The sequence below is a fragment of the Rhizobium sp. C4 genome, assembly GCF_021026315.1.
In the GTDB taxonomy this organism is placed as follows: Bacteria; Pseudomonadota; Alphaproteobacteria; order Rhizobiales; family Rhizobiaceae; genus Ensifer_A.
This window is the reverse complement of the sequence record NZ_JAJNCX010000006.1, coordinates 68885-90716: the sequence shown is the minus strand read 5'-3', so window position 1 is coordinate 90716 and position 21832 is coordinate 68885. Positions and strand designations below refer to the sequence as shown.

Annotated in this window: 26 protein-coding genes and 1 pseudogene; 15 read left to right on the top strand and 12 right to left on the bottom strand. The window is 62.6% G+C overall.

Going from position 1 to position 21832, the window contains the following annotated elements; all coding sequences use genetic code 11:
* The first annotated feature begins 20 nt into the window (after positions 1-20).
* The 4 genes from LQK84_RS12445 to LQK84_RS12430 all read left to right on the top strand — a co-directional run bounded on the left by LQK84_RS12445 (position 21) and on the right by LQK84_RS12430 (position 4321).
* Positions 21-899 (top strand): helix-turn-helix domain-containing protein, encoded by an 879-nt coding sequence (locus tag LQK84_RS12445; protein ID WP_230829047.1) that lies wholly within the window; start codon positions 21-23, stop codon positions 897-899.
* 134 nt (positions 900-1033) lie between these two features.
* Complete coding sequence (locus LQK84_RS12440) at positions 1034-2365, top strand: NAD(P)-dependent oxidoreductase (protein WP_230829046.1); 1332 nt, start codon at positions 1034-1036, stop codon at positions 2363-2365.
* 22 nt (positions 2366-2387) lie between these two features.
* Positions 2388-3701: an NAD-dependent dihydropyrimidine dehydrogenase subunit PreA gene (gene preA / locus LQK84_RS12435; RefSeq protein WP_230829045.1), complete on the top strand. Its 1314-nt coding sequence runs from the start codon at positions 2388-2390 to the stop codon at positions 3699-3701.
* 122 nt (positions 3702-3823) lie between these two features.
* Positions 3824-4321 carry a hypothetical protein gene (locus tag LQK84_RS12430; protein WP_230829044.1) on the top strand — a complete coding sequence of 166 codons (498 nt, stop codon included), beginning with the start codon at positions 3824-3826 and terminating at the stop codon, positions 4319-4321.
* Between the two features lie 108 nt (positions 4322-4429).
* On the opposite strand, the gene LQK84_RS12425 is transcribed toward LQK84_RS12430, so the two are convergent.
* The 3 genes and pseudogenes from LQK84_RS12425 to LQK84_RS12415 all read right to left on the bottom strand — a co-directional run.
* The gene (locus tag LQK84_RS12425; RefSeq protein WP_230829043.1) at positions 4430-4771 is read right to left on the bottom strand and encodes a carboxymuconolactone decarboxylase family protein; all 342 of its coding nucleotides are present in this window, start codon (positions 4769-4771) and stop codon (positions 4430-4432) included.
* A 4-nt stretch (positions 4772-4775) separates the two neighbouring features.
* Positions 4776-5294, bottom strand: a complete 519-nt coding sequence (locus tag LQK84_RS12420) for an RNA polymerase sigma factor (RefSeq protein WP_230829231.1) — start codon at positions 5292-5294, stop codon at positions 4776-4778.
* Between the two features lie 27 nt (positions 5295-5321).
* Positions 5322-5501: pseudogene (locus LQK84_RS12415) on the bottom strand (YgaP family membrane protein); the annotation flags it as partial.
* Positions 5502-5728: 227 nt separating this feature from the next.
* Between LQK84_RS12415 and LQK84_RS12410 the strand changes: the two are divergent.
* The gene (locus LQK84_RS12410; RefSeq protein WP_230829042.1) at positions 5729-6649 is read left to right on the top strand and encodes a DMT family transporter; all 921 of its coding nucleotides are present in this window, start codon (positions 5729-5731) and stop codon (positions 6647-6649) included.
* Positions 6650-6656: 7 nt separating this feature from the next.
* On the opposite strand, the gene LQK84_RS12405 is transcribed toward LQK84_RS12410, so the two are convergent.
* Positions 6657-7928, bottom strand: a complete 1272-nt coding sequence (locus tag LQK84_RS12405) for an MFS transporter (protein WP_230829041.1) — start codon at positions 7926-7928, stop codon at positions 6657-6659.
* 375 nt (positions 7929-8303) lie between these two features.
* On the opposite strand from LQK84_RS12405, the gene LQK84_RS12400 reads away from it, so the two are divergent.
* Complete coding sequence (locus LQK84_RS12400) at positions 8304-9578, top strand: arsenic transporter (RefSeq protein ID WP_230829040.1); 1275 nt, start codon at positions 8304-8306, stop codon at positions 9576-9578.
* Positions 9579-9636: 58 nt separating this feature from the next.
* Here the strand turns inward: LQK84_RS12400 and LQK84_RS12395 are convergent, their stop codons facing one another.
* Positions 9637-11127 carry a pyruvate kinase gene (locus LQK84_RS12395; protein ID WP_330166411.1) on the bottom strand — a complete coding sequence of 497 codons (1491 nt, stop codon included), beginning with the start codon at positions 11125-11127 and terminating at the stop codon, positions 9637-9639.
* Here LQK84_RS12395 and LQK84_RS25125 point away from each other — a divergent pair.
* Positions 11117-11242 carry a hypothetical protein gene (locus LQK84_RS25125; RefSeq protein ID WP_269072025.1) on the top strand — a complete coding sequence of 42 codons (126 nt, stop codon included), beginning with the start codon at positions 11117-11119 and terminating at the stop codon, positions 11240-11242. The two genes, LQK84_RS12395 and LQK84_RS25125, sit on opposite strands and share 11 nt — an antisense overlap.
* Positions 11243-11334: 92 nt before the next feature.
* Positions 11335-12108 (top strand): alpha/beta fold hydrolase, encoded by a 774-nt coding sequence (locus tag LQK84_RS12390; RefSeq protein WP_230829039.1) that lies wholly within the window; start codon positions 11335-11337, stop codon positions 12106-12108.
* Here LQK84_RS12390 and LQK84_RS12385 read toward each other — a convergent pair.
* The 3 genes from LQK84_RS12385 to LQK84_RS12375 form a co-directional block, all read right to left on the bottom strand.
* The gene (locus LQK84_RS12385; protein ID WP_230829038.1) at positions 12089-12355 is read right to left on the bottom strand and encodes an anti-sigma factor family protein; all 267 of its coding nucleotides are present in this window, start codon (positions 12353-12355) and stop codon (positions 12089-12091) included. The two genes, LQK84_RS12390 and LQK84_RS12385, sit on opposite strands and share 20 nt — an antisense overlap.
* Entirely contained in the window at positions 12345-12854 is a 510-nt protein-coding gene (locus LQK84_RS12380) for an RNA polymerase sigma factor (RefSeq protein ID WP_230829037.1), read from the bottom strand. The genes LQK84_RS12385 and LQK84_RS12380 overlap by 11 nt, the downstream gene beginning before the upstream one ends.
* A gap of 188 nt (positions 12855-13042) precedes the next feature.
* On the bottom strand, positions 13043-13597 hold the full coding sequence (locus tag LQK84_RS12375) for a tetratricopeptide repeat protein (RefSeq protein WP_230829036.1): 555 nt from the start codon (positions 13595-13597) through the stop codon (positions 13043-13045).
* Between the two features lie 159 nt (positions 13598-13756).
* Here LQK84_RS12375 and LQK84_RS12370 point away from each other — a divergent pair, with 159 nt between their 5' ends.
* From LQK84_RS12370 to LQK84_RS12345, 6 genes are all read left to right on the top strand, one after another.
* Entirely contained in the window at positions 13757-14407 is a 651-nt protein-coding gene (locus LQK84_RS12370; RefSeq protein ID WP_230829035.1) for a CerR family C-terminal domain-containing protein, read from the top strand.
* 4 nt (positions 14408-14411) lie between these two features.
* Complete coding sequence (locus tag LQK84_RS12365) at positions 14412-15395, top strand: HlyD family secretion protein (RefSeq protein WP_230829034.1); 984 nt, start codon at positions 14412-14414, stop codon at positions 15393-15395.
* Complete coding sequence (locus tag LQK84_RS12360) at positions 15392-16312, top strand: ABC transporter ATP-binding protein (protein ID WP_230829033.1); 921 nt, start codon at positions 15392-15394, stop codon at positions 16310-16312. The genes LQK84_RS12365 and LQK84_RS12360 overlap by 4 nt, the downstream gene beginning before the upstream one ends.
* On the top strand, positions 16309-17448 hold the full coding sequence (locus tag LQK84_RS12355; protein WP_230829032.1) for an ABC transporter permease: 1140 nt from the start codon (positions 16309-16311) through the stop codon (positions 17446-17448). Before LQK84_RS12360 ends, LQK84_RS12355 begins: the two co-directional genes overlap by 4 nt.
* A 61-nt stretch (positions 17449-17509) precedes the next feature.
* On the top strand, positions 17510-17923 hold the full coding sequence (locus tag LQK84_RS12350) for an MbcA/ParS/Xre antitoxin family protein (protein WP_230829031.1): 414 nt from the start codon (positions 17510-17512) through the stop codon (positions 17921-17923).
* Positions 17923-18597, top strand: coding sequence for an RES family NAD+ phosphorylase (locus tag LQK84_RS12345; protein ID WP_230829030.1), 675 nt, complete (start codon positions 17923-17925; stop codon positions 18595-18597). Before LQK84_RS12350 ends, LQK84_RS12345 begins: the two co-directional genes overlap by 1 nt.
* A gap of 4 nt (positions 18598-18601) precedes the next feature.
* Here the strand turns inward: LQK84_RS12345 and LQK84_RS12340 are convergent, their stop codons facing one another.
* Positions 18602-19495, bottom strand: a complete 894-nt coding sequence (locus tag LQK84_RS12340; protein WP_230829029.1) for a metallophosphoesterase family protein — start codon at positions 19493-19495, stop codon at positions 18602-18604.
* 71 nt (positions 19496-19566) lie between these two features.
* Here LQK84_RS12340 and LQK84_RS12335 point away from each other — a divergent pair, with 71 nt between their 5' ends.
* Positions 19567-20058, top strand: coding sequence for an NUDIX domain-containing protein (locus LQK84_RS12335; RefSeq protein WP_230829028.1), 492 nt, complete (start codon positions 19567-19569; stop codon positions 20056-20058).
* A gap of 3 nt (positions 20059-20061) precedes the next feature.
* Here LQK84_RS12335 and LQK84_RS12330 read toward each other — a convergent pair whose 3' ends face one another.
* The 3 genes from LQK84_RS12330 to LQK84_RS12320 all read right to left on the bottom strand — a co-directional run bounded on the left by LQK84_RS12330 (position 20062) and on the right by LQK84_RS12320 (position 21778).
* Positions 20062-20565, bottom strand: a complete 504-nt coding sequence (locus LQK84_RS12330) for an RES family NAD+ phosphorylase (RefSeq protein ID WP_230829027.1) — start codon at positions 20563-20565, stop codon at positions 20062-20064.
* On the bottom strand, positions 20562-21038 hold the full coding sequence (parS, locus tag LQK84_RS12325) for a type II RES/Xre toxin-antitoxin system antitoxin (protein WP_230829026.1): 477 nt from the start codon (positions 21036-21038) through the stop codon (positions 20562-20564). Before parS ends, LQK84_RS12330 begins: the two co-directional genes overlap by 4 nt.
* A gap of 86 nt (positions 21039-21124) precedes the next feature.
* On the bottom strand, positions 21125-21778 hold the full coding sequence (locus LQK84_RS12320; RefSeq protein ID WP_230829025.1) for a hypothetical protein: 654 nt from the start codon (positions 21776-21778) through the stop codon (positions 21125-21127).
* Positions 21779-21832 lie beyond the last annotated feature (54 nt).

Genomic DNA, 21832 nt, shown 5'->3' with positions numbered 1-21832 from the left:
CGAACATCAGGAAGCTCACGTTGCGGCAAAGCATTCCGACTTATGCGCTCTATGGCGAGGACCGCTCGGCGGTGGGCGACTTCTGGATTCATTCCGAATCCATTCCGTCGCGCAGCAGCGTCAACCATTGGGAAATCCGGCCGCACAAGCATGAGGCCTTTTTCCAGTTTCTCGATATCCGGGGCGGCGAGGGGCAATTGGTGCTGCCGGAGCGGGCCATTCCTCTCGGGCGGGGCGCGCTGGTCACGGTGCCGCCGGAGCGGGTGCATGGCTTTCGCTTCTCGCCGGATATTGACGGAAACGTGCTGACCTTCGTGCTCTCGCGGCTCCCCGTCGTGCCGGCCCCGGCGCTGATGGAAAGCCCGCTCGTGCATCGGCTGGAGGAGGCGAGCGACGATGCAAGGCTCGTCCGCGATCTCATCGGGCGCATCAATTCGGAGGTGGCGGCGGGCTTCGGCATTGACGGGGAATTCGTGCGGGCCTGTCTGTCGGCGGCGATGATCCTCATCGGCCGTATTGGCGCCGCCGGCGGGCGGACGGCGGGGGAGGCGGAGCGCGACTTCGGGCGGATCGAGAAGCTGAAGACGCTGATTGCGCTTCATTTCCGGCAACAGCAGCCGGTCGAATTCTATGCCGAGAAGCTGACGTTGACGCCGGTTCATCTCAACCGCGTCTGCCGCAAGATCACCGGACAATCGGTCGGGCAGTTGATCGCCGAACGCGTGATCGAGGAGGCACGGCGTGATCTCGTTTTCACCTCCATGACCGTGCAGCAAATTGCCTTCGATCTCGGATTTTCCGATCCCGCCTATTTCAACCGGCTCTTCTCGCGGCAGACCGGCCTGACCCCGAAGACCTATCGAAACCGCGAGCAGCAAAGGCTTTCCGCCGAAAATTGACGACCCGCAATGCACGGAAACGCCCAAGTTTTGGGCGCGCCAAAAAAATCGTCTCCGGCATATTTTTACCGTTTGATAAAATTTTTGAACTGAGTTAGCGTTCCTCCACTAGCCGTTACACATAGGGGAACAACATGGGACGACTGGAACCTGGGATCCATTCCGGCCGGCTTTCGCCTGCCGAATACGAGAAGAATTTCGCCGAGCTGCATCCGGTTTTCAATGACCACGAAGCGCTGGTTGCCTCGGACCGCTGTTATTTCTGTTATGACGCGCCGTGCATGACGGCCTGTCCCACCTCCATCGATGTGCCTTTGTTCATCCGTCAGATTTCGACGGGGAACGCCATCGGTGCTGCCAAGACGATTTTCGACCAGAACATCATGGGCGGCATGTGCGCCCGCGTCTGTCCCACCGAAACGCTGTGCGAGCAGGCCTGTGTGCGCAACACGGCCGAGGAAAAGCCTGTCGAGATCGGCCGCCTGCAGCGTTTTGCCACCGACAAGGCCATGCATGCCGGCAAACAGTTCTACACGCGACCGGCATCCAACGGGAAATCGGTCGGCGTGGTCGGCGCGGGACCTGCTGGCCTTGCCGCAGCTCATCGGCTTGCCATCAATGGCTTCAACGTGACGGTCTATGACCATCGCGAAAAGGCCGGTGGCCTCAACGAATATGGTATCGCGACCTACAAGGCGACGGATGACATCGCCCAGAAGGAAGCGGATTACATTCTCTCAGTTGGCGGCATCGATGTGCTCGACGGCGAAATGCTCGGCCGCGATTTCACGCTCGCCGATCTGAAGGCCAAGCATGATGCCGTTTTCCTTGCCGTGGGGCTCGGTGGTGTCAACGCGCTGACTGTCGAAGGCACGCATGAATATGGCGTGGTCGATGCGGTCGAGTTCATCGCCAATCTGCGTCAGGCGGATGCCAAGGGCGATGTGCCGGTCGGTCGTCGCGTCGTCGTCATCGGCGGCGGCATGACGGCGGTGGATGCCGCTGTGCAGGCCAAGCTTCTCGGCGCCGAAGAGGTGACGATGTGCTACCGGCGCGGCCAGGAGCATATGAATGCCTCGCTCTATGAGCAGGAACTGGCCGCCTCCAAGGGCGTGCTGATCCGCCATTGGCTGGCGCCCAAGGCCGTGCATAGCCATGGCGGCCATGTCTCGGGCATGACGCTTGCCTATACCCATCTCGAAAACGGGCTTCTGAAGGAAACCGGCCATACGGTGGATATCGCCTGCGACCAGATCCTGACGGCAATCGGCCAGACGCTCGACGTCGCCGGCCTCGATACGGTGAAGGTCGAGAAGGGCAAGATCGTCATTGACGAAGAGGGCCGTACCTCCGTTGCCGGTGTCTGGGCCGGCGGCGACTGCGCAACCGGTGGCGAGGACCTGACCGTCTCCGCCGTCGCCATGGGCCGCGATGCGGCCATGTCCATCATCAAGGCTCTGGCCTGAAGCGCGGGAAGGGGAATTCAAAATGGCTGATATCCGCAATAATTTCGTCGGCATCAAATCGCCCAACCCGTTCTGGCTCGCCTCTGCGCCGCCGACCGACAAGGCCTATAATGTCGAGCGCGCCTATGCCGCCGGCTGGGGTGGTGTGGTCTGGAAGACGCTGGGCGAGGAAGGCCCGCCGGTCGTCAATGTCAACGGCCCGCGCTATGGCGCGATCTGGGGGGCCGACCGCCGTCTTCTCGGCCTCAACAATATCGAGCTGATCACCGATCGCCCGCTGCAGATCAACCTTCAGGAAATGAAGGCTGTGAAGAAGAAGTGGCGCGACCGGGCGCTGATCGCCTCGATCATGGTGCCTTGCGAGGAGGACGCCTGGAAGGCGATCCTGCCGCTGGTCGAAGAGACCGAGGCCGATGGCATCGAGCTCAACTTCGGCTGTCCGCACGGCATGTCCGAGCGCGGCATGGGTGCCGCCGTCGGTCAGGTGCCGGAATATGTCGAAATGGTCGTGCGCTGGTGCAAGCAGTATACGCGCATGCCGGTCATCACCAAGCTGACGCCGAATGTCACCGATGTGCGCCGTCCGGCGCGTGCGGCCAAGAATGGCGGCACCGATGCGGTCTCGCTGATCAACACGATCAACTCGATCACCGGCGTCGATCTCGACACCTGTTCGCCGACGCCGTCCATCGACGGCAAGGGCACGCATGGCGGCTATTGCGGCCCGGCAGTCAAGCCGATCGCGCTCAACATGGTCGCCGAAATCGCTCGCGATCCGGAGACCTACGGCCTGCCGATTTCCGGCATTGGCGGCGTGACGACATGGCGCGATGCGGCGGAGTTCCTGATGCTCGGCGCCGGCAACGTGCAGGTCTGCACGGCGGCGATGACCTATGGCTTCAAGATCGTTGAGGAAATGATCACCGGGCTTGAAGCCTGGATGGACGAGAAGGGCTATGCCACGCTCGATGACTTCCGGGGCAAGGCGGTGCCGAATGTCACCGACTGGCAGTATCTTAACCTCAACTACATCGCCAAGGCGCATATCGATCAGGACGCCTGCATCAAGTGCGGCCGCTGTCACATCGCCTGCGAGGACACCTCGCACCAGGCGATCACCAACATGGTCAATGGCGTGCGCCACTTCGAGGTCCTCGAAGAGGAATGCGTCGCCTGCAACCTCTGCATCGATGTCTGCCCGGTTGAAAACTGCATCACCATGGTGGAGAAGCAGCCCGGCGAAATCGACAAGCGCACCGGCAAGGTCGTCTCGGCAGATTACGCCAACTGGACGACGCATCCGAACAACCCGATGGCGAAGGTCGCCGCGGAGTGAAGACACAGGCGAGGCCTCCGGAGACGGGGGCCTTTCCTTTTGTGGACGCGGCCCCGGAAAGATAGCGTGGCGCAATCTTCGATTGTCATGCTCAACTCCTCACTGCTTCGGGGACATGCATCATGGATGTTGGCAAGACTTCGCCCAATTCTTATCGACCGGAAAATCCTGCACGCGTTTTACAACCGCGACAGAGTTTCTCGGACATGATCAGTCTGGATCCCAAATCGCCGATCGAAGCGAGCCCGGAAGAGGTCGCCAGCATGATCTGGCATGATGTGAAGGAGACCAGCCTCAGTGATGCGAGCGATGCTGTTCGATCCGCGTTCGAGAAACTGAATTCTCCGGACAGACCGGAGGGGCTGACCGATCAGGAGTGGATGACCCAGCTGACCGCGAGCATGGGCGCGACCGACTCCATTTACGCCTATCTGGCGCTCGCGGAACAAAACTCCCCCGAAAGCTACAAATCCGGCAAGTCTCCCGATGTCATAAAGATGAATTTCGAAGGCCACATCTTTACCCACGCGGTCAAGATCCTGGATATGTCCTCGATCATGGTCACGCGCGACGCTGCCATGTTCCCGGATCTCGATCCGCTCTCCCCGGCCAAATCCTGATCTGGCGCGAAGTCCCGCCGCACGGTTCTGAGGAGCCGGCTTGCCCGCCCTCATCATGCGGCAAGCCGGCTGCTGATCCAGAATCGGTCAATGCATCTCCGATTGCCATCAGGGGCGCGGTACTTGTTCCTCAAACAACCGCAGCGCCATCAGTGCGTGGCCCAAGGTCCCGCCGGCGCGAACGGCGGCGGCGATCATGGCGGTTTCGGCCAGTTCTTCGCGGGTCGCTCCGGCCTTGGCGGCGGCTTTGGCGTGGACGTCGAGGCAGTAGGCGCACTGCGTGGTCAGTGCTACGGCGAGCGAAATCAACTCGCGATACTTGCGCGGGATTGTCCCGTCGTCGCGTTCGCAGGCGTGGTTGAAGGCGAGGAATGCCTTGGCCTCGGTCGGGGCGAGTGCGGCAAAGCGCGAGACGGTTGCGAGGTCTCCGGGGCGTTGATAGTCGCTCATGATCTCACCTCGTCAGATATTCGCGCAGCAGCAGGCGTGCGCGATGCAGCCTTGCCTTGACAGCCTGCCTTGAAAGGCCGAGGGCTGCGGCAATTTCATCGATCGTCATTTCGTGAAGGTCGCGCATGACCGCGACCTCGCGATAGGATTGCGGCAGCGCCTCGAAGGCGGCGGCGAGATCGAGGCGCAACTCGCTTTCCTGCCGGGCGGCAAGGGTTCGTTCCAGCGCGTCGTCGTCATTGGCGATCAGGCCGACGTCGCGGGCGAGCTTCAGGCAGGTGCGCTGTACCACCTTGAACAGCCAGCCGGAGAGGGCCGCAAAGGCACGGATGGCGCCCACATGGCGGGAGAGAAGCCAGAGGACCTCCTGTGTGGCGTCATCGATATCGGAGGACGTGCGGCACGAGGCGCGTGCATAGCGGCGAATGTCGGGCTGTGTTCGTTCCAGTAGCGTGAGGATCGCGGCCTGATCGCCGCGTTGCGCGGCCTCGAAGGTTTCGTGGGGGACGATGCCTGCATTCATGACCTTTCCCCCCTTGCCGATGCCCGCGACGGCGCAGGCCGGGCACCAGCCGATGAAGCCGGTGAGCGCCATGCCGATCCCGGATGCGGCCGCGAGCCAGGCCCACAGGCCCGGCAGCATGACGAGCCCCAGAACGACTATTGCGGCCCCCAGCACAATGCGCACCGCCTGCTGCGTGCGTCCGATGTTATTGCGGTAGAATGCCATGTAAACCCTCCTTGTCGTGTCAGGACGGATCGTCCTGTCGATAAAGAGGCGGCGAGGGACCAAAAGGATTCGCGGGTTTTGTGAATTTTTTGAGATGGAAATTTGTGGCTGACCTGTCAGCGGGCACCGATCAACAAATGTGCGCCTGCCTCACCATTATCTGTTGGAAATGCAGCCGGCATCGTGAAAAGCTCTGACTTACAGATAGAAAAGTCCGAGTCCGCCACATGACCCAAGTCAAGACCGCCCATAATGCCCATGCCACGGGCCGCGAGAAGCTGATGGCGCATCTGGCGATGCTGTCTTTTGCGCTACTGATTTCCGGTTCGTTTTCGCTGGGCGGCATTGCGGCGAAATATGCGCCGTCGGCGGCGATCAATGCGCTGCGCTACATTCTGTCGGTCGGCGTCATGTGGGTGTTTGCCACGCAGGTCATGAAGGTGAAGCTCACGATCCCGAAGGAGCCGTGGCGCTATGTCGTGCTGGGGCTCTTGATGGCCGTCTACATGTTCACGATGTTCACGGCGCTGGAATTCACCTCGCCGGTGGCAACGGGGGCGGTCTTCACGCTGATGCCGCTGATTTCGGCGGGGTTTGCATGGTTTCTCATGCGCCAGCATACCAAGCCGGCGGTGCTGGTCAGCCTCGTCGTGGCGGCCATCGGGTCGGTCTGGGTGATCTTTCGCGGCGATATCAGCGCCATTCTCGGGTTTGATGTCGGCCGGGGCGAGGCGATCTATTTCATCGGTGTCGTCTGCCATGCGGCCTATGCGCCGCTGCTCAGGCTGTTCAGCCGGGGCGAGCCGCCGATCTTTGTCGGCTTCTGGGCGGTGGCGGCCACCGCTGCCTGGCTGATGATCCCCGGCATTCCGGCGCTCATCCATACCGATCTGACGTCATTTCCGGCGGAAGTCTGGGTCGCGATCCTCTATCTCGCGGTGGCAACGACGGCCGTCACCTTCATGCTGCTGCAATATGCCTCTATGCGGCTGCCGGCGTCGAAGACGCTGTCTTACGGCTATCTGACGCCCTCCTTCATCATCCTGTTTGAAGGCCTGATCGGTCATGGCTGGGTCGGCCTGACGATCTGGGTGGGTGCTTTGGTCACGGCGCTGGGGCTGGTCATTTCGGGCCTCCTTCCGGACTGAGCGAGGGTCAGGGGAGAGCCGCAGCGCTCCCGGGCGACACATTGTCTTCCTGCTTGCCGTCTCCGGGAAGCGGCGGGGCAATCTCGTGTCGCCAGATGAAGAAGACGACGACGGCGATCAAGGCAACGCCGCCATGGACCCAATAGGCAAGCTTGTAGCCGCCGAGATCGGTGAGCCACCCGGCGACGATATTGCTCGATGATGCGCCAATGCCCTGGATCGTGCCGACGACGGCGAGGCCGACATTGAAGCGGCCGGAGCCGGAGAGGATGCGCTCGACCGCGATGGCCGTCGCAATGCCGATCAGCCCCGCGCCGACGCCATCCAGCACCTGCACCGGATAGATCGATCCGAAAGAGGTGAAGGCGCCGGCAATGGCGCCACGGATCGGCAGCGCGATGAGGCCGATCAGGATCACCATGGCCAGGCCAAAGCGGCGGATGAGGAAGGGGGCGGCGAGCGCCATGACGATCATCGAGACCTGCGAGACGCCGGTGGTGATCGCGGTCGTGCGGAAGGGTGTGCCGAGCTGGATCGAGAAGCTCTGCGCAATCAGGCGGCTGATCGGCGCGTTGCCGAAATGGAAGATCATCAGCACGACGGCAAGCGCCAGCAGGCCCTTGCGTTCGAACAGCACGCTGAAGCCGGAGGGACCCGGCTCGCCATCGTCATGGGCAAGGCCGCGCGCCACCTTGTTGTCGATCCGCTCCGGGTCGATCGCCAGCACGGCGACAATCGTGGCAATCGCGGTCGCGATCATCAGATAGACAATGCCCATCATGCCGAAATAGACCGTGCCGATATAGATGGCGGCGAGCGAGAAGACATTGCCGGCATGGTTCCAGAATTCGTTGCGCGACACCTGGTCCGAGAAGCGCTTCTCGCCGACGAGACCGAGCGTCAGCCCCATCAGCGCCGGCCCGACGACTGCGCCGACGATTGCCGTGGCCGATTGTCCGCCGAAGACGGAATAGTTGTCGGGGCTGGCGAGCGTCCAGAGGGCGGCGGCGGTGACGAAGATGACCGGCAGGATGATCAGCGTCCGCTTGTAGCTCGACGCGTCGACCAGCGCGCCGAAAAGCGGCGTGGCGATCATGCCGAGCACGCCGCCGATCGTGGCGATCATGCCCAGGGTGAACGGGTTCCAGCCATTGGTCGCCAGAAATCCGTCGAGGAAGGGGCCGAGGCCGTCGCGGGCGTCGGCGAGGAAGAAGTTGAGGGCGGCAAGTGCGACGATGGAGCGGTCGATCGGTCGGGAGGAAACCGGGGTGGAGACCATGAGCTATTCTCTCGTGATGAAATCGCGGGAACAATGTTGGGGATGCGCATTTGTTCCGGATGCCTGCGCGCTTTTCGAGCCGGGTCATCGGCGCGGGGAGGGGCCATCAGGGCTGAAACGCGGGAGAGGACGGCGGGTGTTGGACGCTGCGGGCGCGAGGACGTAACCATTGAGGGATCAGTGGAGGTCACGGAAACGTCGTCGGAAAACCGCTGGCAGCGTCCAACGGCGGAACAATGTCCGGGTTCAGCAATTGTTCCGGCTTTCGCGCATCTTCATTGGAATCAGTCCTTATGCTAGTGGCCGCCTTATCATCATGCCGTCGGGTTTCCTGTCCGACGTCCCCACGCATCCCCCGCTGGAACGACATCTGACATGCTCTTCAACGATACATCCTCTCTCGCCATCGTGGCGATTGCCGCGCTGACGGCGCTAGGCCTTCTCGTGCGGCCGTTCCGCTGGCCGGAGGCCGTCTGGGCGGTTCTCGCTGCCGTGGTTCTGGTGGTGTCCGGGCTGATCGCCTGGCAGGGCGCCTATGCCGGCGTCGCCAAGGGGCTCGATGTCTATCTCTTCCTCATCGGCATGATGCTGATCTCCGATATCGCCCGAAAGGAAGGCCTGTTCGACTGGCTGGCGGCCATTGCAACGGGACATGCGAAAGGCTCGCCGCGCCGGCTCTTCGTGCTGATCTATCTCGTCGGCGTGCTGGTCACGGTCTTCATGTCGAATGACGCCACAGCCGTGGTGCTGACGCCCGCCGTCTATGCCGCCTGCAAGGCGGCCAGAGTGCGTGATCCGTTCCCTTACATGCTGATCTGCGCCTTCATTGCCAATGCCGCGAGCTTCGTGCTGCCGATCTCCAATCCGGCCAATCTCGTCATCTTCAGCGGCGGGCATATGCCGGCGTTGGGCACATGGTTCTCGATGTTCGCGCTGCCCTCCGTCGTGTCCATCGTCGTGACGTTTGCGGCGCTCTATCTGACGCAGCGCAAGGCGATTGCCGAAGACAGCATCTCCACCGATATCGAAAGCGTGACGCTCAGCCACGGCGCGAAGATCGCCGGTCTTGGGCTGATCGTGACGGCGATTGCACTTCTGGTGGCCTCCGCGCTCGATTTCGATCTCGGCTGGCCGACCTTCATTGCCGGCTTCGCGACGCTGGCGCTGGTCAGCCTGTTCAATCGCGAAAACCCGGTTGGCTACATGAAGGAGATTTCGTGGAGTGTGCTGCCGCTGGTGGCGGGCCTCTTCGTTGTGGTCGAGGCGCTGGGGCAGACGGGGATGATCCAGTCGCTTGCCGCCACGCTCAATGCCCATGCGGCGGCCGATCCGAAGGCGACGGTGATGGGGGCGGGGATTGTCACCGGGCTTGTCGCCAATATCGTCAACAACCTGCCGGCCGGGCTTGTGGCGGGCAGCGTCGTCAATAGCGCGCATGCCTCGCCGGCCATCTCGGCGGCGGTGCTGATCGGCATCGATCTCGGGCCGAACCTGTCGATCACCGGGTCGCTCGCCACCATTCTCTGGATCAATGCGCTGCGCCGCGAGGGCGTCGACGTCGGCTTCTGGCGCTTCCTGAAGATCGGCTTCGTCGTCATGGTTCCGGCGCTCTTGGCGACGCTGGCCAGCGTCGCTCTCGTCGCGGGATAAGGTTGACGCATTTCCGGATGGAAAACCGGTTCCTACCTTTCCCGGAAATGCTTTGGCTTCACCAGGATGTCAGGGCCCGCAGCATCGGCGTCTTCTTGAACATGTGGCCCTCCATGCGGCCGATCAGGTGATCGAGCACGGAGACGCCCTCGGCAATGGCCGGTCCCTTGTTCAGCATGACGCATTCGGCGCGCGCGGCCATGGCCGCGTCCGTCATTTCGCCACGCGAGGGCAGGCCGGTCTTCACCAGGTCTTCCAGCACCTGCGTTGCCCAGATGGTCGGCACAGAGGCTGCCTCGCAGAGCCACAGGATTTCCTCCTGCATTTCCGCCAGCCGCTCGAAGCCGATCTCGGCGGCGAGATCGCCGCGCGCGATCATCACGCCGAACGGGTGGCGGTGGCGCTTGGCCTGGGCGATCAGCGCCGGGAGATTGTGGACCGCGCGGGGTTGTTCGATCTTGGCAATCAGCCCCAGCGTCTTGCCGGCCAGATTGCGTTGGCTGAGCGCCTTTTCGAGAAGATCGATATCGGCCGGCTCGCTGACGAAGGAATAGCCGATCATGTCGGCATATTCGACGACGCTTGCCAGATCCTCCTCGTCCTTGGCGGTCAGCGGCGAGAGGCCGAGGGCCGTATCCGGCAGGTTCAGGCCCTTTTCCGGCCTGATCTTGGCGCCGCCGGCCTTGGTGCGGCGAACGCGGACGGTTGCCTGCCGTCCGTCGGTCTCCTCGACGGCGCCTTCGAGCTTGCCGTCGTCATAGCGGATGCGGTCACCGACGGAGAGATGGGTGACGATTTCGGGGATCGAGACGGCGGCGCAGGCGGTGATGCCCTCCGACAGAAACGGTTCGCCCTCTGCGACGAGGCGAAGCGCATCGCCGGCGACGAGCTTGCGTTCGCAGAGCACGGCTTCCGTCCGGATCTTGGGGCCGGCAATGTCCATCAGCACGCGCACGGTGCGGCCTGTTTCGGCCCCCGCGCTGCGGGCGTGGTTGGCGAGCGCCCGCCAGACCTCCGGGTTGTCATGGGCGCAGTTGATGCGGGCAATGTCCATGCCGCGGCGGGCGAGATCGACGAGAAGGTCCGGGTTGCTGGCCGCGTCGCCCGGCAGTGTGACCATGATGCGGCCGCGCCGGCCATAGGGTCTGGGGCCGAAGAGCGCATCGGTGGCCGCTTCCAGCGCGGCCTCGCCTGCAAAGAAGGCCTCTTCGGACGGGGCATCGACGGTGGGGGCCGCATCGGCCATTTCGGCAAGGGCTGCGATCACGCTGTCCAGCGTCGGCAGGACGCGGCTTTCCAGCCGGCCGAGCGATGACAGGCCGCGCACCATCAGCCGCCGCTGCAGCGAGCGGATGTCGTGACGGCGTAAGCCGAGATAGTGATAGAGATTGGCAATGGTCCGCTTGTCGGCTTCCGCCATGTCGGTGCCTGCCGTCGCTGCTTCAATCAGCGGGGCTGCCTTGGTGACAATTTCATCCCGAAGGCCGGTGACTTCCACCAGCAGGCCTGCGGCTGCGGTCTTTTCGGGAGTTGAGATCATGCTTTCCATGATGAACGCCTTTCACGGTTCGAGGGCCGTTTCCGAGACGATGGGTCGGCTCTGGATTGCGGCCACGATAGAAGCGTTCCATGACATTGATCCGAACAAGGTCGATCGGCCTTGACTTGAATCACGATTTCGCTGCCCTTGATGGATAGTGTTGTCCTGTCCGCGTTGCGCGGATATCGGCAGGCATTGAGCAGGGAAGGGATCATCATGACGCTGTTTTCGGAAATTTCCGGTGATCCGAGCTCAAGACCGCCCGTGGTGCTGATCCATGGCTTTGGCGGGAGTGCTGCGGCGTGGGACCCGGTGGTGGCCCTGTTGCCGGAGGACGTGCCGGTGATCGCCTATGACCTGCCCGGCCATAACCGCTCGCTGCATACGGAAGAGCATGGCGGCGCGGGCCGAATGGCGAAGATGATCCTTGCCGATCTCGACGCGCAGGGCTTGAAGGAATTCCATCTCGCCGGCCATTCCATGGGCGGGGCAGTCGCCGCGCTGATTGCCATGCGGGCCGGCGCGAAGGTCAAATCGCTGACGCTGGTCGCGCCCGGCGGCATGGGACCGGAAATCAATGCGCATGCGCTGGAGCGTTTTGCGCAGGCGGTGACGGCGGAGGAGCTGGCCGATGCGCTGCGCATCATGACCGCGCCCGGCGTCGAAATCCCGGCGGACGTGATCGAGAGCATGGCGATGGACCGCGAACGGCCCGGTGCGATCGAAGCGCTGGAGGAGATCTATGACGCCATGTTCACCGAGCAGTCGTCGCCGGTGAAGGCGCAAGGGGTCTTGCCGCTCGAGCTTCTGGAAACGCTGAAGACGAAGGTCGCAGTCATCTGGGGTGACGATGATGCCATCCTGCCCTCGCACCAGATGGATCGCCTGCCAGAGCATTTCAACAAGCACCGGATTCCGGGCATGGGCCATATGCTGCTGGACGAATGCCCGGGCAGGGTCGCCGAGCTGATCATCGAGCAGACCGCGTAATCCGCGCGGCCCGTGTCAGGCCCGGCGGAACCGGCTCGCGCGCAAGCGCCGCAAACAGGTCGAGGCCGAGCGCCTTGCCGCTTTCAAGCTCCGCCATCAGCGCCCGAAGCGCCGGCTCTGCGGCGAGCCGCGCGTCCAGCACCTCGCGGACCGGTTCGCTCAGTTCGCCGTCCAGATAGGCCGTCAGCGTCTGCGTGATCGAGGGGTTTGAATCCTCTGCGAATATCGTGTTGTTTTCAGGCTGCATATCTCTCCGTTCCCAACATGGCGGCCAGTCTGAGGCGCGCCGTCGATAGCCGGCTCATCACCGTGCCGATCGGTATCTGCAGGATGTCGGCGGCCTCGCGGTAGCTGTGGCCTTCGACGTTTACCAGGAGGAACACGCTGGCGAGGCCTTCCGGCAGGCGGGCGATCATGGCGCGGGCCTGTCTGGCATAGACCGCATCCTCGCCCGCCGGGCCGATCTGCAGCGTTGCTTCTTCCGCAGCATCCGTGACGCCGCGTCCGAGGCGGACCTTGCGCTTTCTCACCTCGTCGATCCACATGTTGCGCATCATCGTGTAGAGCCAGCTTTCAAGCTTCGCGCCTTCGGGCTTCATCGCATATTTCGCGAGCGCCTTGTGGCAGGTGTCCTGCACGAGGTCGTCGGCGTCGGCGGCATTGCGCGTCAGCGTGAAGGCAAAGCGGCGAAGCCGGGGCAGTGCGCGGACCAGTTCCATTTCCTCGTGTTTGGCAATCGTTGACATCCGTGTTTCCGTTTGGCTGACGTTTCGGTTGCATCCTTTATTCGACAGTTTTTGCCGGCCGGCTGTTTCCGGGGGAACAGGGCAGGTGTCTTGCGCCCACGCAAAAAGGCGGCAGCGCCCTGCGCTACCGCCTTTCTCGTTCGACCTGATTGTCCTGCCGTCCGCGCTTGCGCGCGGGGCGGGCTTGCTCAGTAATGCGTCTTCGACGCGATCGTCTGCTTCAGGGCATTATAGGCCCAGGTGTTGCTGCCGCCGCGCTCGCGGATTTCGATCAACTGATGATTGGCTTCCTTCATGTTGCCCTGCTCGACATAGGCCATGCCCATGTAGGAGCGGGCGAGGATGAAGTTCGGGTCCTTGGCGAGCGCCTGCTGGTAGTAGTTCATGCCGACCTTGACGTTGCCGGCCTTGCGGTTGGCATAGCCCTTGTAGTTCAGCACGCGCGGCTCGTTCTGGTTCTTCATGGCCGAAAGCACGGTCAGCGCGTTGCGATACTGGCCGGCATAGGCAAGTTCGCGGGCGGCCTGATAGAGCGTGTCGTCGTCAAGGCTCGACTTCTTCGGGTTGACGCAGGCCTTCTTTTCCTTGTCCCAGACTTCGCCGTCCTTGCACTTGGTGGAGGTCTCGGTCTTGGCCGGCGGCTTGGTCTGGTCGGTTTCCGAGCCAACGGCAAAGGCGGCTGCCGGCATGGCGACGGCGAGCGCCAGCGCTGCTGCGATAGTCTTGAAGTTGAACGTGGTCATTTATGTCTCTCCAGATTGATCATGATCGGGGCGAAGCGGTGATGGCTTTCTGAGTGAAATCAGCATGTTCCGGACATTTTAGACAATCAAGTATGATCAAATGTTCGCGAGGTTGATTTTAATCAATCGATTGATTAAAATTCCTGCTAGGAGATTTTCATGACCAGGCAGACAAAAACAGGCGGCGAGGCGACCCGGGTCGCACTGATCGAGGCGGCGTTGAAGCTTTTCGGCGCCCATGGCTATGATGCCGTGTCGACACGGCAGATCGCCGATGCGGCAGAGGCGAATATCGGCTCCATCGCCTATCACTTCGGCGGTAAGCCGGGGCTGCGCATGGCCTGCGCGGAATTCGTGGCCAACCGGATCACCAATTTTGCCGCGCCCGCCATTGCTACCGATCTTCCCACCGATCCGCAGGTCGCCATGGCCATGATGGACGCGGCGATCGAGCGCTTTGCCCGCTTTCTCGTCTCCTCGCGCGATGCCGGGACCTATGCCGCCTTCATGTTGCGCGAGATCATGCAGCCCGGCGAGGTGGTCGATTACATCTACGACACGCTGATCTCGCGGGCGCATATGCGGCTTTGCGGTCTCTTCGGCGTGGCGACGGGGCTCGATCCGGAAAGCCAGCTTGTGAAGGCCGCCGTGTTCTCGCTGCTCGGGCAGGTTCTCTATTTCCGCGTCGCGCGGCCCATCGTGCTCAAGCGCATGGACTGGGCCGATATCGGGCCGGCTGAAGCCGACGAACTCGTCGACGTCTTCAAGACCAATCTCAAGGGGCTGATTGCAGCCCATCGGAAGGGGTGATGTCATGGCGGGTTTTGTCTGCGCGCTGCCGCTGATCAGCAGCTTGTTTGCCGCCTGCGGGGCCCATGCGCCGCTCGCCACCGGCTATGTCGAGGGCGATTATGTGCTGATGGCGCCGCTCGATGTCGCCCGCGTCGAAACGATTTCCGTGCGGCGCGGCGATCGCGTCAAGGTGGGCGCACCGCTTGCGGCGATGGAAACGCAGGATGCCGAGATCGCCGTTCAGCTGGCGACCGCGGCGCTGGGGCAGGCGCGCTCGCAACTCGCCAACCTGCAGCAGGGCAGGCGGCCGGAGGAGATCGCGGTCATTCATGCCAACCTTGTCTCGGCGCAGGCGCAGGCGGAAGATGCCCAGCGCACCTTCGACCGGCAGGCCGATCTCCTGAAACGCGGGATCGCGCCGCAATCCGATTTCGACAAGGCGAAGACCGCGCTGGATCTCGCTACGGCGGCGGTCGCGCAGGCAAACGCCAATCTCGCCGTCGCGCAACTGCCGGCGCGCATCCAGGAAATCGATGCGGCCAGGGATGCCGTGAAGCAGACGGAAGCCTCGCTCGATCAGGCCAAATGGAAGCTCGGCAAGCGCCGGCTGGCCGCACCTGCCGATGGCATCGTGCAGGACATCATCCGCCGCGCCGGCGAGGTGGCGGGGCCGTCGCAGCCGGTGCTTTCCGTTCTGCCGGACGGGGCTGTGAAGCTTCGCATCTACATTCCGGAAAAGGATGTGGCGCGGCTGAAAATGGGGTCGATCCTTGCCGTCAATTGCGATGGCTGTGCGCCCGGCATCAGGGCGCGGGTGAGCTATATTGCCGACGGGCCGGAATTCACGCCGCCGGTCATCTACTCGCTCGAGAACCGGCAGAAGCTGGTCTACATGATCGAGGCACAGCCGGAAGGGTCGGCGGACGGGTTGAAGCCCGGACAGATCGTCGATGTGCGGCTTGAGGATGCGAAAGGGCCGGATGTCAAAGGCGGTGGCGCGTCATGACGAACGCCATCGAAGTCACAGGCCTCACCAAGACCTATAGCGGCAAGACCGTCGTCAACAATGTGACGATGAGCGTGGCGCAGGGCGAGATCGTCGGCTTTCTCGGGCCCAACGGCTCGGGCAAGACGACGACGATCCGGATCATGTGCGGGCTGCTCACGCCGGACTCGGGTTCCGGCCGGGTTCTTGGCTATGACCTCAATACCGAGAGCCTGAAGATCAAGAACGAAGTCGGCTACATGACGCAGAAGTTCTCCTTCTACGAAGACCTGTCGATCGAGGAAAACCTGATGTTCGTGGCGCGGCTCTACGGGCTCAAGCCGCCGGCCGAACATGTGGCCAAGACACTGGAAGATCTGGGGCTGACGGCGCGGCGCAAGCAGCTGGCCGGCACGCTGTCAGGTGGCTGGAAGCAGCGTCTGGCGCTCGCCGCCTGCATCATGCACGATCCGAAGCTGTTGCTGCTGGACGAGCCGACGGCGGGCGTCGATCCCAAGGCGCGGCGCGAATTCTGGGACGAGATCCATCGGCTGGCCGCGCGCGGGCTGACCGTGCTCGTCTCCACCCATTACATGGACGAGGCCGAGCGCTGCCATCGCATCCACTACATCGCCTATGGTTCGCTGATTGCCAGCGGCACGGTGGCCGAAGTGGTGGCGAATGCCGGGCTTTCGACCTTCGTGGTCGAGGGGCCGGAGATCGCCGATCTGGCGGACGAGTTGCGCAAGACCCCCGATATCGATCAGGTCGCACCCTTTGGTGCGGCGCTGCATGTGGTCGGAGAGGACAGGGCGCGGTTGAGTGCGGCGCTCGAACCGCTGCGCCATCGCCCCGGCGTGACGGTGAGCGAAGGTGAAACGAGCCTCGAAGATGTGTTCATCCAGTTCATGGCCGGGTCGAAGGACAATATGGCATGAGCAGCTCCTTCTTCTCCTTCGGCCGGTTGACGGCGCTGCTCTTCAAGGAATTCATCCAGATGCGGCGCGACCGCATCACCTTCGGCATGATGCTCGGCGTGCCGCTGATGCAGCTCGTGCTCTTCGGATATGCGATCAACAGCGATCCGAAATATCTCCCCGCCGTGCTCGTCAGTTCCGGGACGGATCAATATGTGCGCGCCATGGTCTCGGCGCTGGAACTCACCAATTACTATCGTTTCATCAAGGTCGGCGCGACGGCGGACGAGGCGGAGGCGATGATCGCGTCCGGCAAGGTCTCCTTCGTCGTCACCATCCCGTCCGACTTTGCGACGCGCGTCGAGCGCAACGACAATCCGCAGATCCTGATCGAAGCCGATGCGACCGACCCTTCGGTGGCCTCCGGTGCGATCTCGACGCTGTCCACCGTGACGGCCCAGGCGCTGCTGCGCGAGCAGGGCAAGCAGGCCGAAGCGGCAGCGGCGGCGGACAACGCGCTGCAGGTCATCGTCCACAAGCGCTACAATCCGGAAGGCATCACGCAATACAATATCGTGCCGGGCCTGCTCGGCGTCATCCTGCAGATGACGATGATGATGATGACGGCGATGGCGCTGACGCGCGAGATCGAGCGCGGCACGATGGAAAACCTGCTGGCCATGCCGGCAAGCCCGATCGAGATCATGCTCGGCAAGGTTCTTCCCTATCTCTGCGTCGGATCGGTGCAGGTGGTGGTCGTGCTGACGGCGGCGAAGCTGCTCTTCGGCGTGCCCTTCGTCGGCTCGCTGACGCTGCTGCTCTTCGCCATCCTCATCTTCGTCTTTGCGCTCGTGATCCTCGGCTATACGTTTTCGACGATTGCCCGCACGCAGATGCAGGCGATGCAGCTCACCTTCTTTTTCTTCCTGCCGTCGATCCTCCTTTCGGGCTTCATGTTCCCCTTCGGCGGCATGCCGGTCTGGGCGCAATATCTCGGCGAAATCTTCCCGATCACCCATTTCCTGCGCATCGTGCGCGCCATCATGCTCAAGGGGGCCGACTGGAATGCCGTGTCGTTCGAGATCATGGTGCTGGCGGGTTTCATCCTGATCTACATGGCGCTGGCGTTGATGCGGTTCCGACGGACGCTGGACTGAGGACTTGTAAAACTCCACATTTGGACTATTTTATACATGAAGTTCAAATATGGAGGATCGCATGTCCATGGCAGCCGCACATCCGGCAGCGGAACGCGCCACCCAGCCGGCCAAAATTCCGGCAGGGCCGGCCTTGCGCGCCTTCTTCAACATGGCGGAGCTGTGGAAGCTTTCCGCCACCCAGCAGATGACGCTGCTCGGGATTTCCGCGCAATCGACCTTCTTCAAATGGAAGTCGGATGCGGATAATGCGCGGCTTTCGCGCGATACGCTGGAGCGGATTTCCTATCTGCTCGGCATATATCGCGCGCTGCAAATCCTGCTGCCTGAACCGGCCGTGGCCGATGCCTGGCTGAAGAAGCCGAATGATGCGCCGCTGTTCGGCGGGCGTTCGGCGCTGGATCGCATGCTGTCTGGCAATGTCGCGGACCTCTATGTCGTGCGGCAATATCTGGATGCGCAGCGGGGCGGCTGATGGAGATCGCCATTTCGCAGCTTGAATGGTTGCCCTGCTACCGCATCATTCCCTCGCGCTTTCCGCCCATCGATCTTTTCGAGCGCATTGCGCCGCCGGAGGATTGGGAGGCGCTGATCGCGCTGGAGGAGCTGACCAATGACCGGATCCGGCAGGAGGTCGGCGATATTTCGCTGGTGCCGCTTGAAGAGCGGGTGAGCGGGCCGGGGGCGAGCGTGATCATGGCGGCCTTCACGCATCTCAATCCGTCCGGCAGCCGCTTTGCCGATGCGACATTCGGCGCCTACTATGCCGCTGCCGATGTTGACACGGCCATTGCCGAGACGAAGTTCCACCGCAAGGAGTTCCTGCGCGCGACCCGAGAAGCGCCGATCGGCATCGAGATGCGCGTCTATCTCGCCGACATGGCGGCTGACCTGCATGATGTTCGCGGACGCGCAGTCGACATGCCGGATATCTATCGGGTCGATGACTATGGCGCGTCCCAGGCACTCGCGCGTCGCCTGCGCGGGCAGGGTTCAGCGGGCATTGCCTATGACAGCGTGCGGCGCGAGGGCGGGGAATGCGTGGCGCTGTTTAGGCCAAAGACGCTCGGCAATGTCCGGCAAGGGGCGCATCTGATCTATAAATGGAACGGGGTGGAGATCGGGCAGGTCTACGAGCTGCGGTCGTGAGCGCTCACAAGACCTCGTCCACGACCAGCTGAAATGTCCGCGCGTCGTCGTTCAGCGCGAAGCGCTTGTGCAGAACCTGCCAGCGCCCGGGTTCGCCATCGATCTCGAAGAGGTTGAACGCAGCCGGCGGCTTCCTGCCTCCGGGCGATTGCGAGGCCGAGGCGATGCCGATGACCGGGACCGGGCGGTCGCGGCCGGCGAGCGTATAGTGCGTGTTGAGATGGGTGTGGCCATGGAGGACGAGTTCGGCACCCGCCTCGCGCATGACGGCGGCGAAGCGGCGGATGCCGACCATGCGCTTGTGATTGGGGGCAGCGCCCCGGATCGGCGGATGATGGATGAGGACGACGCGGGCGAGGCCTTCCTCGCCGAGCTGGCGCAGCAGGTCGAGCGTGCGGCGCGCCTGGCCGGCGCTGAAGAAGCCGTTGGCGGAGAAGGGGGGCGTGGCGACCGCCGTCGAGCAGCCGACAATGGCGACCTGACCGCGACGGCGGACATAGGGAAACTTGCGCGCTTCCGAAAGCACATCCGCGTCGCCTGCCATGTATTCGTTCCAGGCGGCGGCAGCCCGGCCGGCGGCACCCGGCACATAGGCGTCATGATTGCCCGGCACGACCGACACGTCGAACGGTGTGCCGACCTCGGAGAGCCAGGCAGCAGCGTTGCCGATTTCGATGGCGGTAGCGAGATTGACGAGATCGCCGGTGACCGCGACGTGATGCGGTGCATGAGCCTGCATCTGCTCCAGCAATAATTCCAGCGTATTGCCGAAGAGATGCTTGCGTCTGTTGCGATGCCAGTTCACATAACCGGTGATCCGTTTCGACAGAAGATCGCGGAGCGGCACATCCGGCAAAGGGCCGAGATGGATATCTGAAATGTGGGCAAGCCTGAACATGGGCCACTGGTTAGCAGGTCGCAGACCGTGCGTCAAAACCGGGCGGCCCGCCGGCCTCGGAGTGTGATACGATGAAACAACCCCGCGATCCGGGCAAGCTCGGGCCCATCCGCCGCCGGCTGCTTTACGTGGTGCATCTGTGGTTCCGGATGAAGCGCGGCCTGACGCTCGGCGTGCGTTCCGCAGCTTTCGACGACAAGGACCGCGTCTTCCTCGTGCGCCATACCTATGTGCCCGGCTGGCAGTTTCCCGGCGGCGGTGTCGAGGTGGATGAGACGGCGCTGGAGGCGCTGGAGCGGGAACTGTTCGAAGAGGGCAATGTGACGCTCGGCGCCGCACCGGAGCTCTTCGGCGTCTACTTCAACACCCGCGTCACCAACCGCGACCATGTGCTCCTTTATGTCTGCCGCGACGTGCGCTGCCAGGTGCCCAAAGTGCCTGACAAGGAGATTGCCGAGTCCGGCTTCTTCGCCCTCGACGCCCTGCCGGAAGGCACAACGCAGGCCACCCGCCAGCGTCTCAGGGAGATCGCCGGTGAGGACGAGGTGATGCAGGTCTGGTGAGGGTCAGGCCGGCGGATGCAGTCTCGGATCGAGGGCGAATTCCTGCTGGTGAAGCAGGCGATAGCGTCCGGACGCCCTTTGCGGGTTGAAAACGACATTCCATGCCATGGTCGAGACGGCGCTGGGGATCGCGACGAACAGATGATCGCCGACAAGGGCGTCGCCGAATTGCTGCTGGCCGGCGCTGGGGATGGATGGTCGCAGCCAGTTCGGGTTCGCGACATTCGATGGCAGCACGGGTTTCACATCCTCCGGATCGAGGATTTCGAAGGCGGTCAGCACATGCGGCACGGTGTCCAGCGCCTTGAAGCCCTTGTGGACCGCGACTTCCAGAATGGCCGTCGACGGATCGAGCGCGGCATAGACGACGCGATGGCCCTTGCTGTTCCAGCGACCGCCGAAGAGGAAGGCGCCTTCGCCGCTATCCCATGTCTCGGCAAAGCGCCTTTGATCCAGACGCCAGCCGATGATCTTTCCCGAACCGAGCGGGCCGGGCAGCGGCATCATGCATAGACACCGTAATCCAGCCGGTCGAGATATTCGCGCACCAGATCGCTGCCGGCAGCGGTGGCGAGGAGATCGATCGGGCGGTGGCCTTCAAGGCCCAGCGCCGGCTTCAGCATCCAGGCTTCCGCCTCCGCCTGCGCGCCAAGCACGGCGGCGGCCTTGGCGAGGAGGCGGGCGAAATTCCAGGTGCGTGAGCTTTGCTCGGGGCTCAGCACCTTTGTCCGGTCCGCCTTGTGGCGCTGATAGGTCCGCTCGCTCATACCGAAGGCTTTTTCGAAGGCGTCACTATTGTCTGAAATGGCCGGTAGTTGTTTCACGAGGCGTTCGAGTGCCGCGCCCGGAATTCCGGTCAGAATCAGTTCATGGACGGCGATCGGGCTCGATACATCGTGCCCAAGCCCCTTGGCACCGCCGAAGAGCATGGCGACGTCGATCGTTTCGCTGACTTGTCCGACTGTCTCGCGCGTGTTCATGGCACTCTTTCATACGTCAAGTGTCGCATAATCTACGACACATGACACATGAAAGCAACTCAGCTATGACTATCGACTGATAGCGCCTAAGCTTGCCGCGTCTGTTTTCGCCTGATCCGCTCGCGGTTCAGATGGTAGGCGGCAAATATGCAGCCCGCCAGGAGGAGCAAGAGTGCGGGCCATGGTTGGTTTTGCTTGCCGAGGAGAATCGGTTCTTCCGAAATGATCCGGCTTCCCAATTCAATTGCCGATCCGATCGCGCCTGCCGCTGAAACGAGAAGGCTGCGTCTCAACATTGAATCAGGGAGGCCTGTGAGAAAGGTATTTGCTATCTTGACCGGTTGCAGGATGCCTTCGCTCTTCGGGTAGAGTTGTTCCAGACGCTCCAATCGAGATTGACAGTAGAGATAAACTCCGGTCCCGGCGATACAGTAAAAAATTATAGCCCCGATGGCCCAGAGGACGGGGACGGTGTGATTGTAAGCCAAGAAGGACAGCACAGATACCGGAACTCCAAGCGGCAGGACCAGGGTCTGTTCCAGATTCTTCAAACGCTTGAGTTGATCGAGCACGTCCGATGGTACAATCCGCGCTTCTGCCTTGCGGTTGCGCTGCCAGATGAAACTTCCATCGGGAAGCGCCTTCCAGTTCTGAGAGCGCTCGTTTTCGGCCGTGTCTGTCTCAGTCTCGTGATTTGCCATGACAACCTCAAATGGTTGCCATGGTTTAATGCGCGTCAATTAAGGCTTCCTGAATCCGAAAACTCCAATGCCGGATTTGAGCCGGATTTCATC

Coding starts and splice junctions, on each gene's coding strand:
- LQK84_RS12365 (WP_230829034.1), top strand. CDS start 14,412: ATGGCGGGTTTTGTCTGCGCGCTGCCGCTGATCAGCAGCTTGTTTGCC.
- LQK84_RS12370 (WP_230829035.1), top strand. CDS start 13,757: ATGACCAGGCAGACAAAAACAGGCGGCGAGGCGACCCGGGTCGCACTG.
- LQK84_RS12375 (WP_230829036.1), bottom strand. CDS start 13,597: ATGACCACGTTCAACTTCAAGACTATCGCAGCAGCGCTGGCGCTCGCC.
- LQK84_RS12385 (WP_230829038.1), bottom strand. CDS start 12,355: ATGCAGCCTGAAAACAACACGATATTCGCAGAGGATTCAAACCCCTCG.
- preA (WP_230829045.1), top strand. CDS start 2,388: ATGGCTGATATCCGCAATAATTTCGTCGGCATCAAATCGCCCAACCCG.
- LQK84_RS12360 (WP_230829033.1), top strand. CDS start 15,392: ATGACGAACGCCATCGAAGTCACAGGCCTCACCAAGACCTATAGCGGC.
- LQK84_RS12380 (WP_230829037.1), bottom strand. CDS start 12,854: ATGTCAACGATTGCCAAACACGAGGAAATGGAACTGGTCCGCGCACTG.
- LQK84_RS12425 (WP_230829043.1), bottom strand. CDS start 4,771: ATGAGCGACTATCAACGCCCCGGAGACCTCGCAACCGTCTCGCGCTTT.
- LQK84_RS12330 (WP_230829027.1), bottom strand. CDS start 20,565: ATGATGCCGCTGCCCGGCCCGCTCGGTTCGGGAAAGATCATCGGCTGG.
- LQK84_RS12405 (WP_230829041.1), bottom strand. CDS start 7,928: ATGGTCTCCACCCCGGTTTCCTCCCGACCGATCGACCGCTCCATCGTC.
- LQK84_RS12335 (WP_230829028.1), top strand. CDS start 19,567: ATGAAACAACCCCGCGATCCGGGCAAGCTCGGGCCCATCCGCCGCCGG.
- LQK84_RS12345 (WP_230829030.1), top strand. CDS start 17,923: ATGGAGATCGCCATTTCGCAGCTTGAATGGTTGCCCTGCTACCGCATC.
- LQK84_RS12410 (WP_230829042.1), top strand. CDS start 5,729: ATGACCCAAGTCAAGACCGCCCATAATGCCCATGCCACGGGCCGCGAG.
- LQK84_RS12340 (WP_230829029.1), bottom strand. CDS start 19,495: ATGTTCAGGCTTGCCCACATTTCAGATATCCATCTCGGCCCTTTGCCG.
- LQK84_RS12400 (WP_230829040.1), top strand. CDS start 8,304: ATGCTCTTCAACGATACATCCTCTCTCGCCATCGTGGCGATTGCCGCG.
- LQK84_RS12430 (WP_230829044.1), top strand. CDS start 3,824: ATGGATGTTGGCAAGACTTCGCCCAATTCTTATCGACCGGAAAATCCT.
- LQK84_RS25125 (WP_269072025.1), top strand. CDS start 11,117: ATGCTTTCCATGATGAACGCCTTTCACGGTTCGAGGGCCGTTTCCGAG.
- LQK84_RS12420 (WP_230829231.1), bottom strand. CDS start 5,294: ATGAATGCAGGCATCGTCCCCCACGAAACCTTCGAGGCCGCGCAACGC.
- LQK84_RS12355 (WP_230829032.1), top strand. CDS start 16,309: ATGAGCAGCTCCTTCTTCTCCTTCGGCCGGTTGACGGCGCTGCTCTTC.
- LQK84_RS12390 (WP_230829039.1), top strand. CDS start 11,335: ATGACGCTGTTTTCGGAAATTTCCGGTGATCCGAGCTCAAGACCGCCC.
- LQK84_RS12395 (WP_330166411.1), bottom strand. CDS start 11,127: ATGGAAAGCATGATCTCAACTCCCGAAAAGACCGCAGCCGCAGGCCTG.
- LQK84_RS12440 (WP_230829046.1), top strand. CDS start 1,034: ATGGGACGACTGGAACCTGGGATCCATTCCGGCCGGCTTTCGCCTGCC.
- LQK84_RS12350 (WP_230829031.1), top strand. CDS start 17,510: ATGTCCATGGCAGCCGCACATCCGGCAGCGGAACGCGCCACCCAGCCG.
- parS (WP_230829026.1), bottom strand. CDS start 21,038: ATGAACACGCGCGAGACAGTCGGACAAGTCAGCGAAACGATCGACGTC.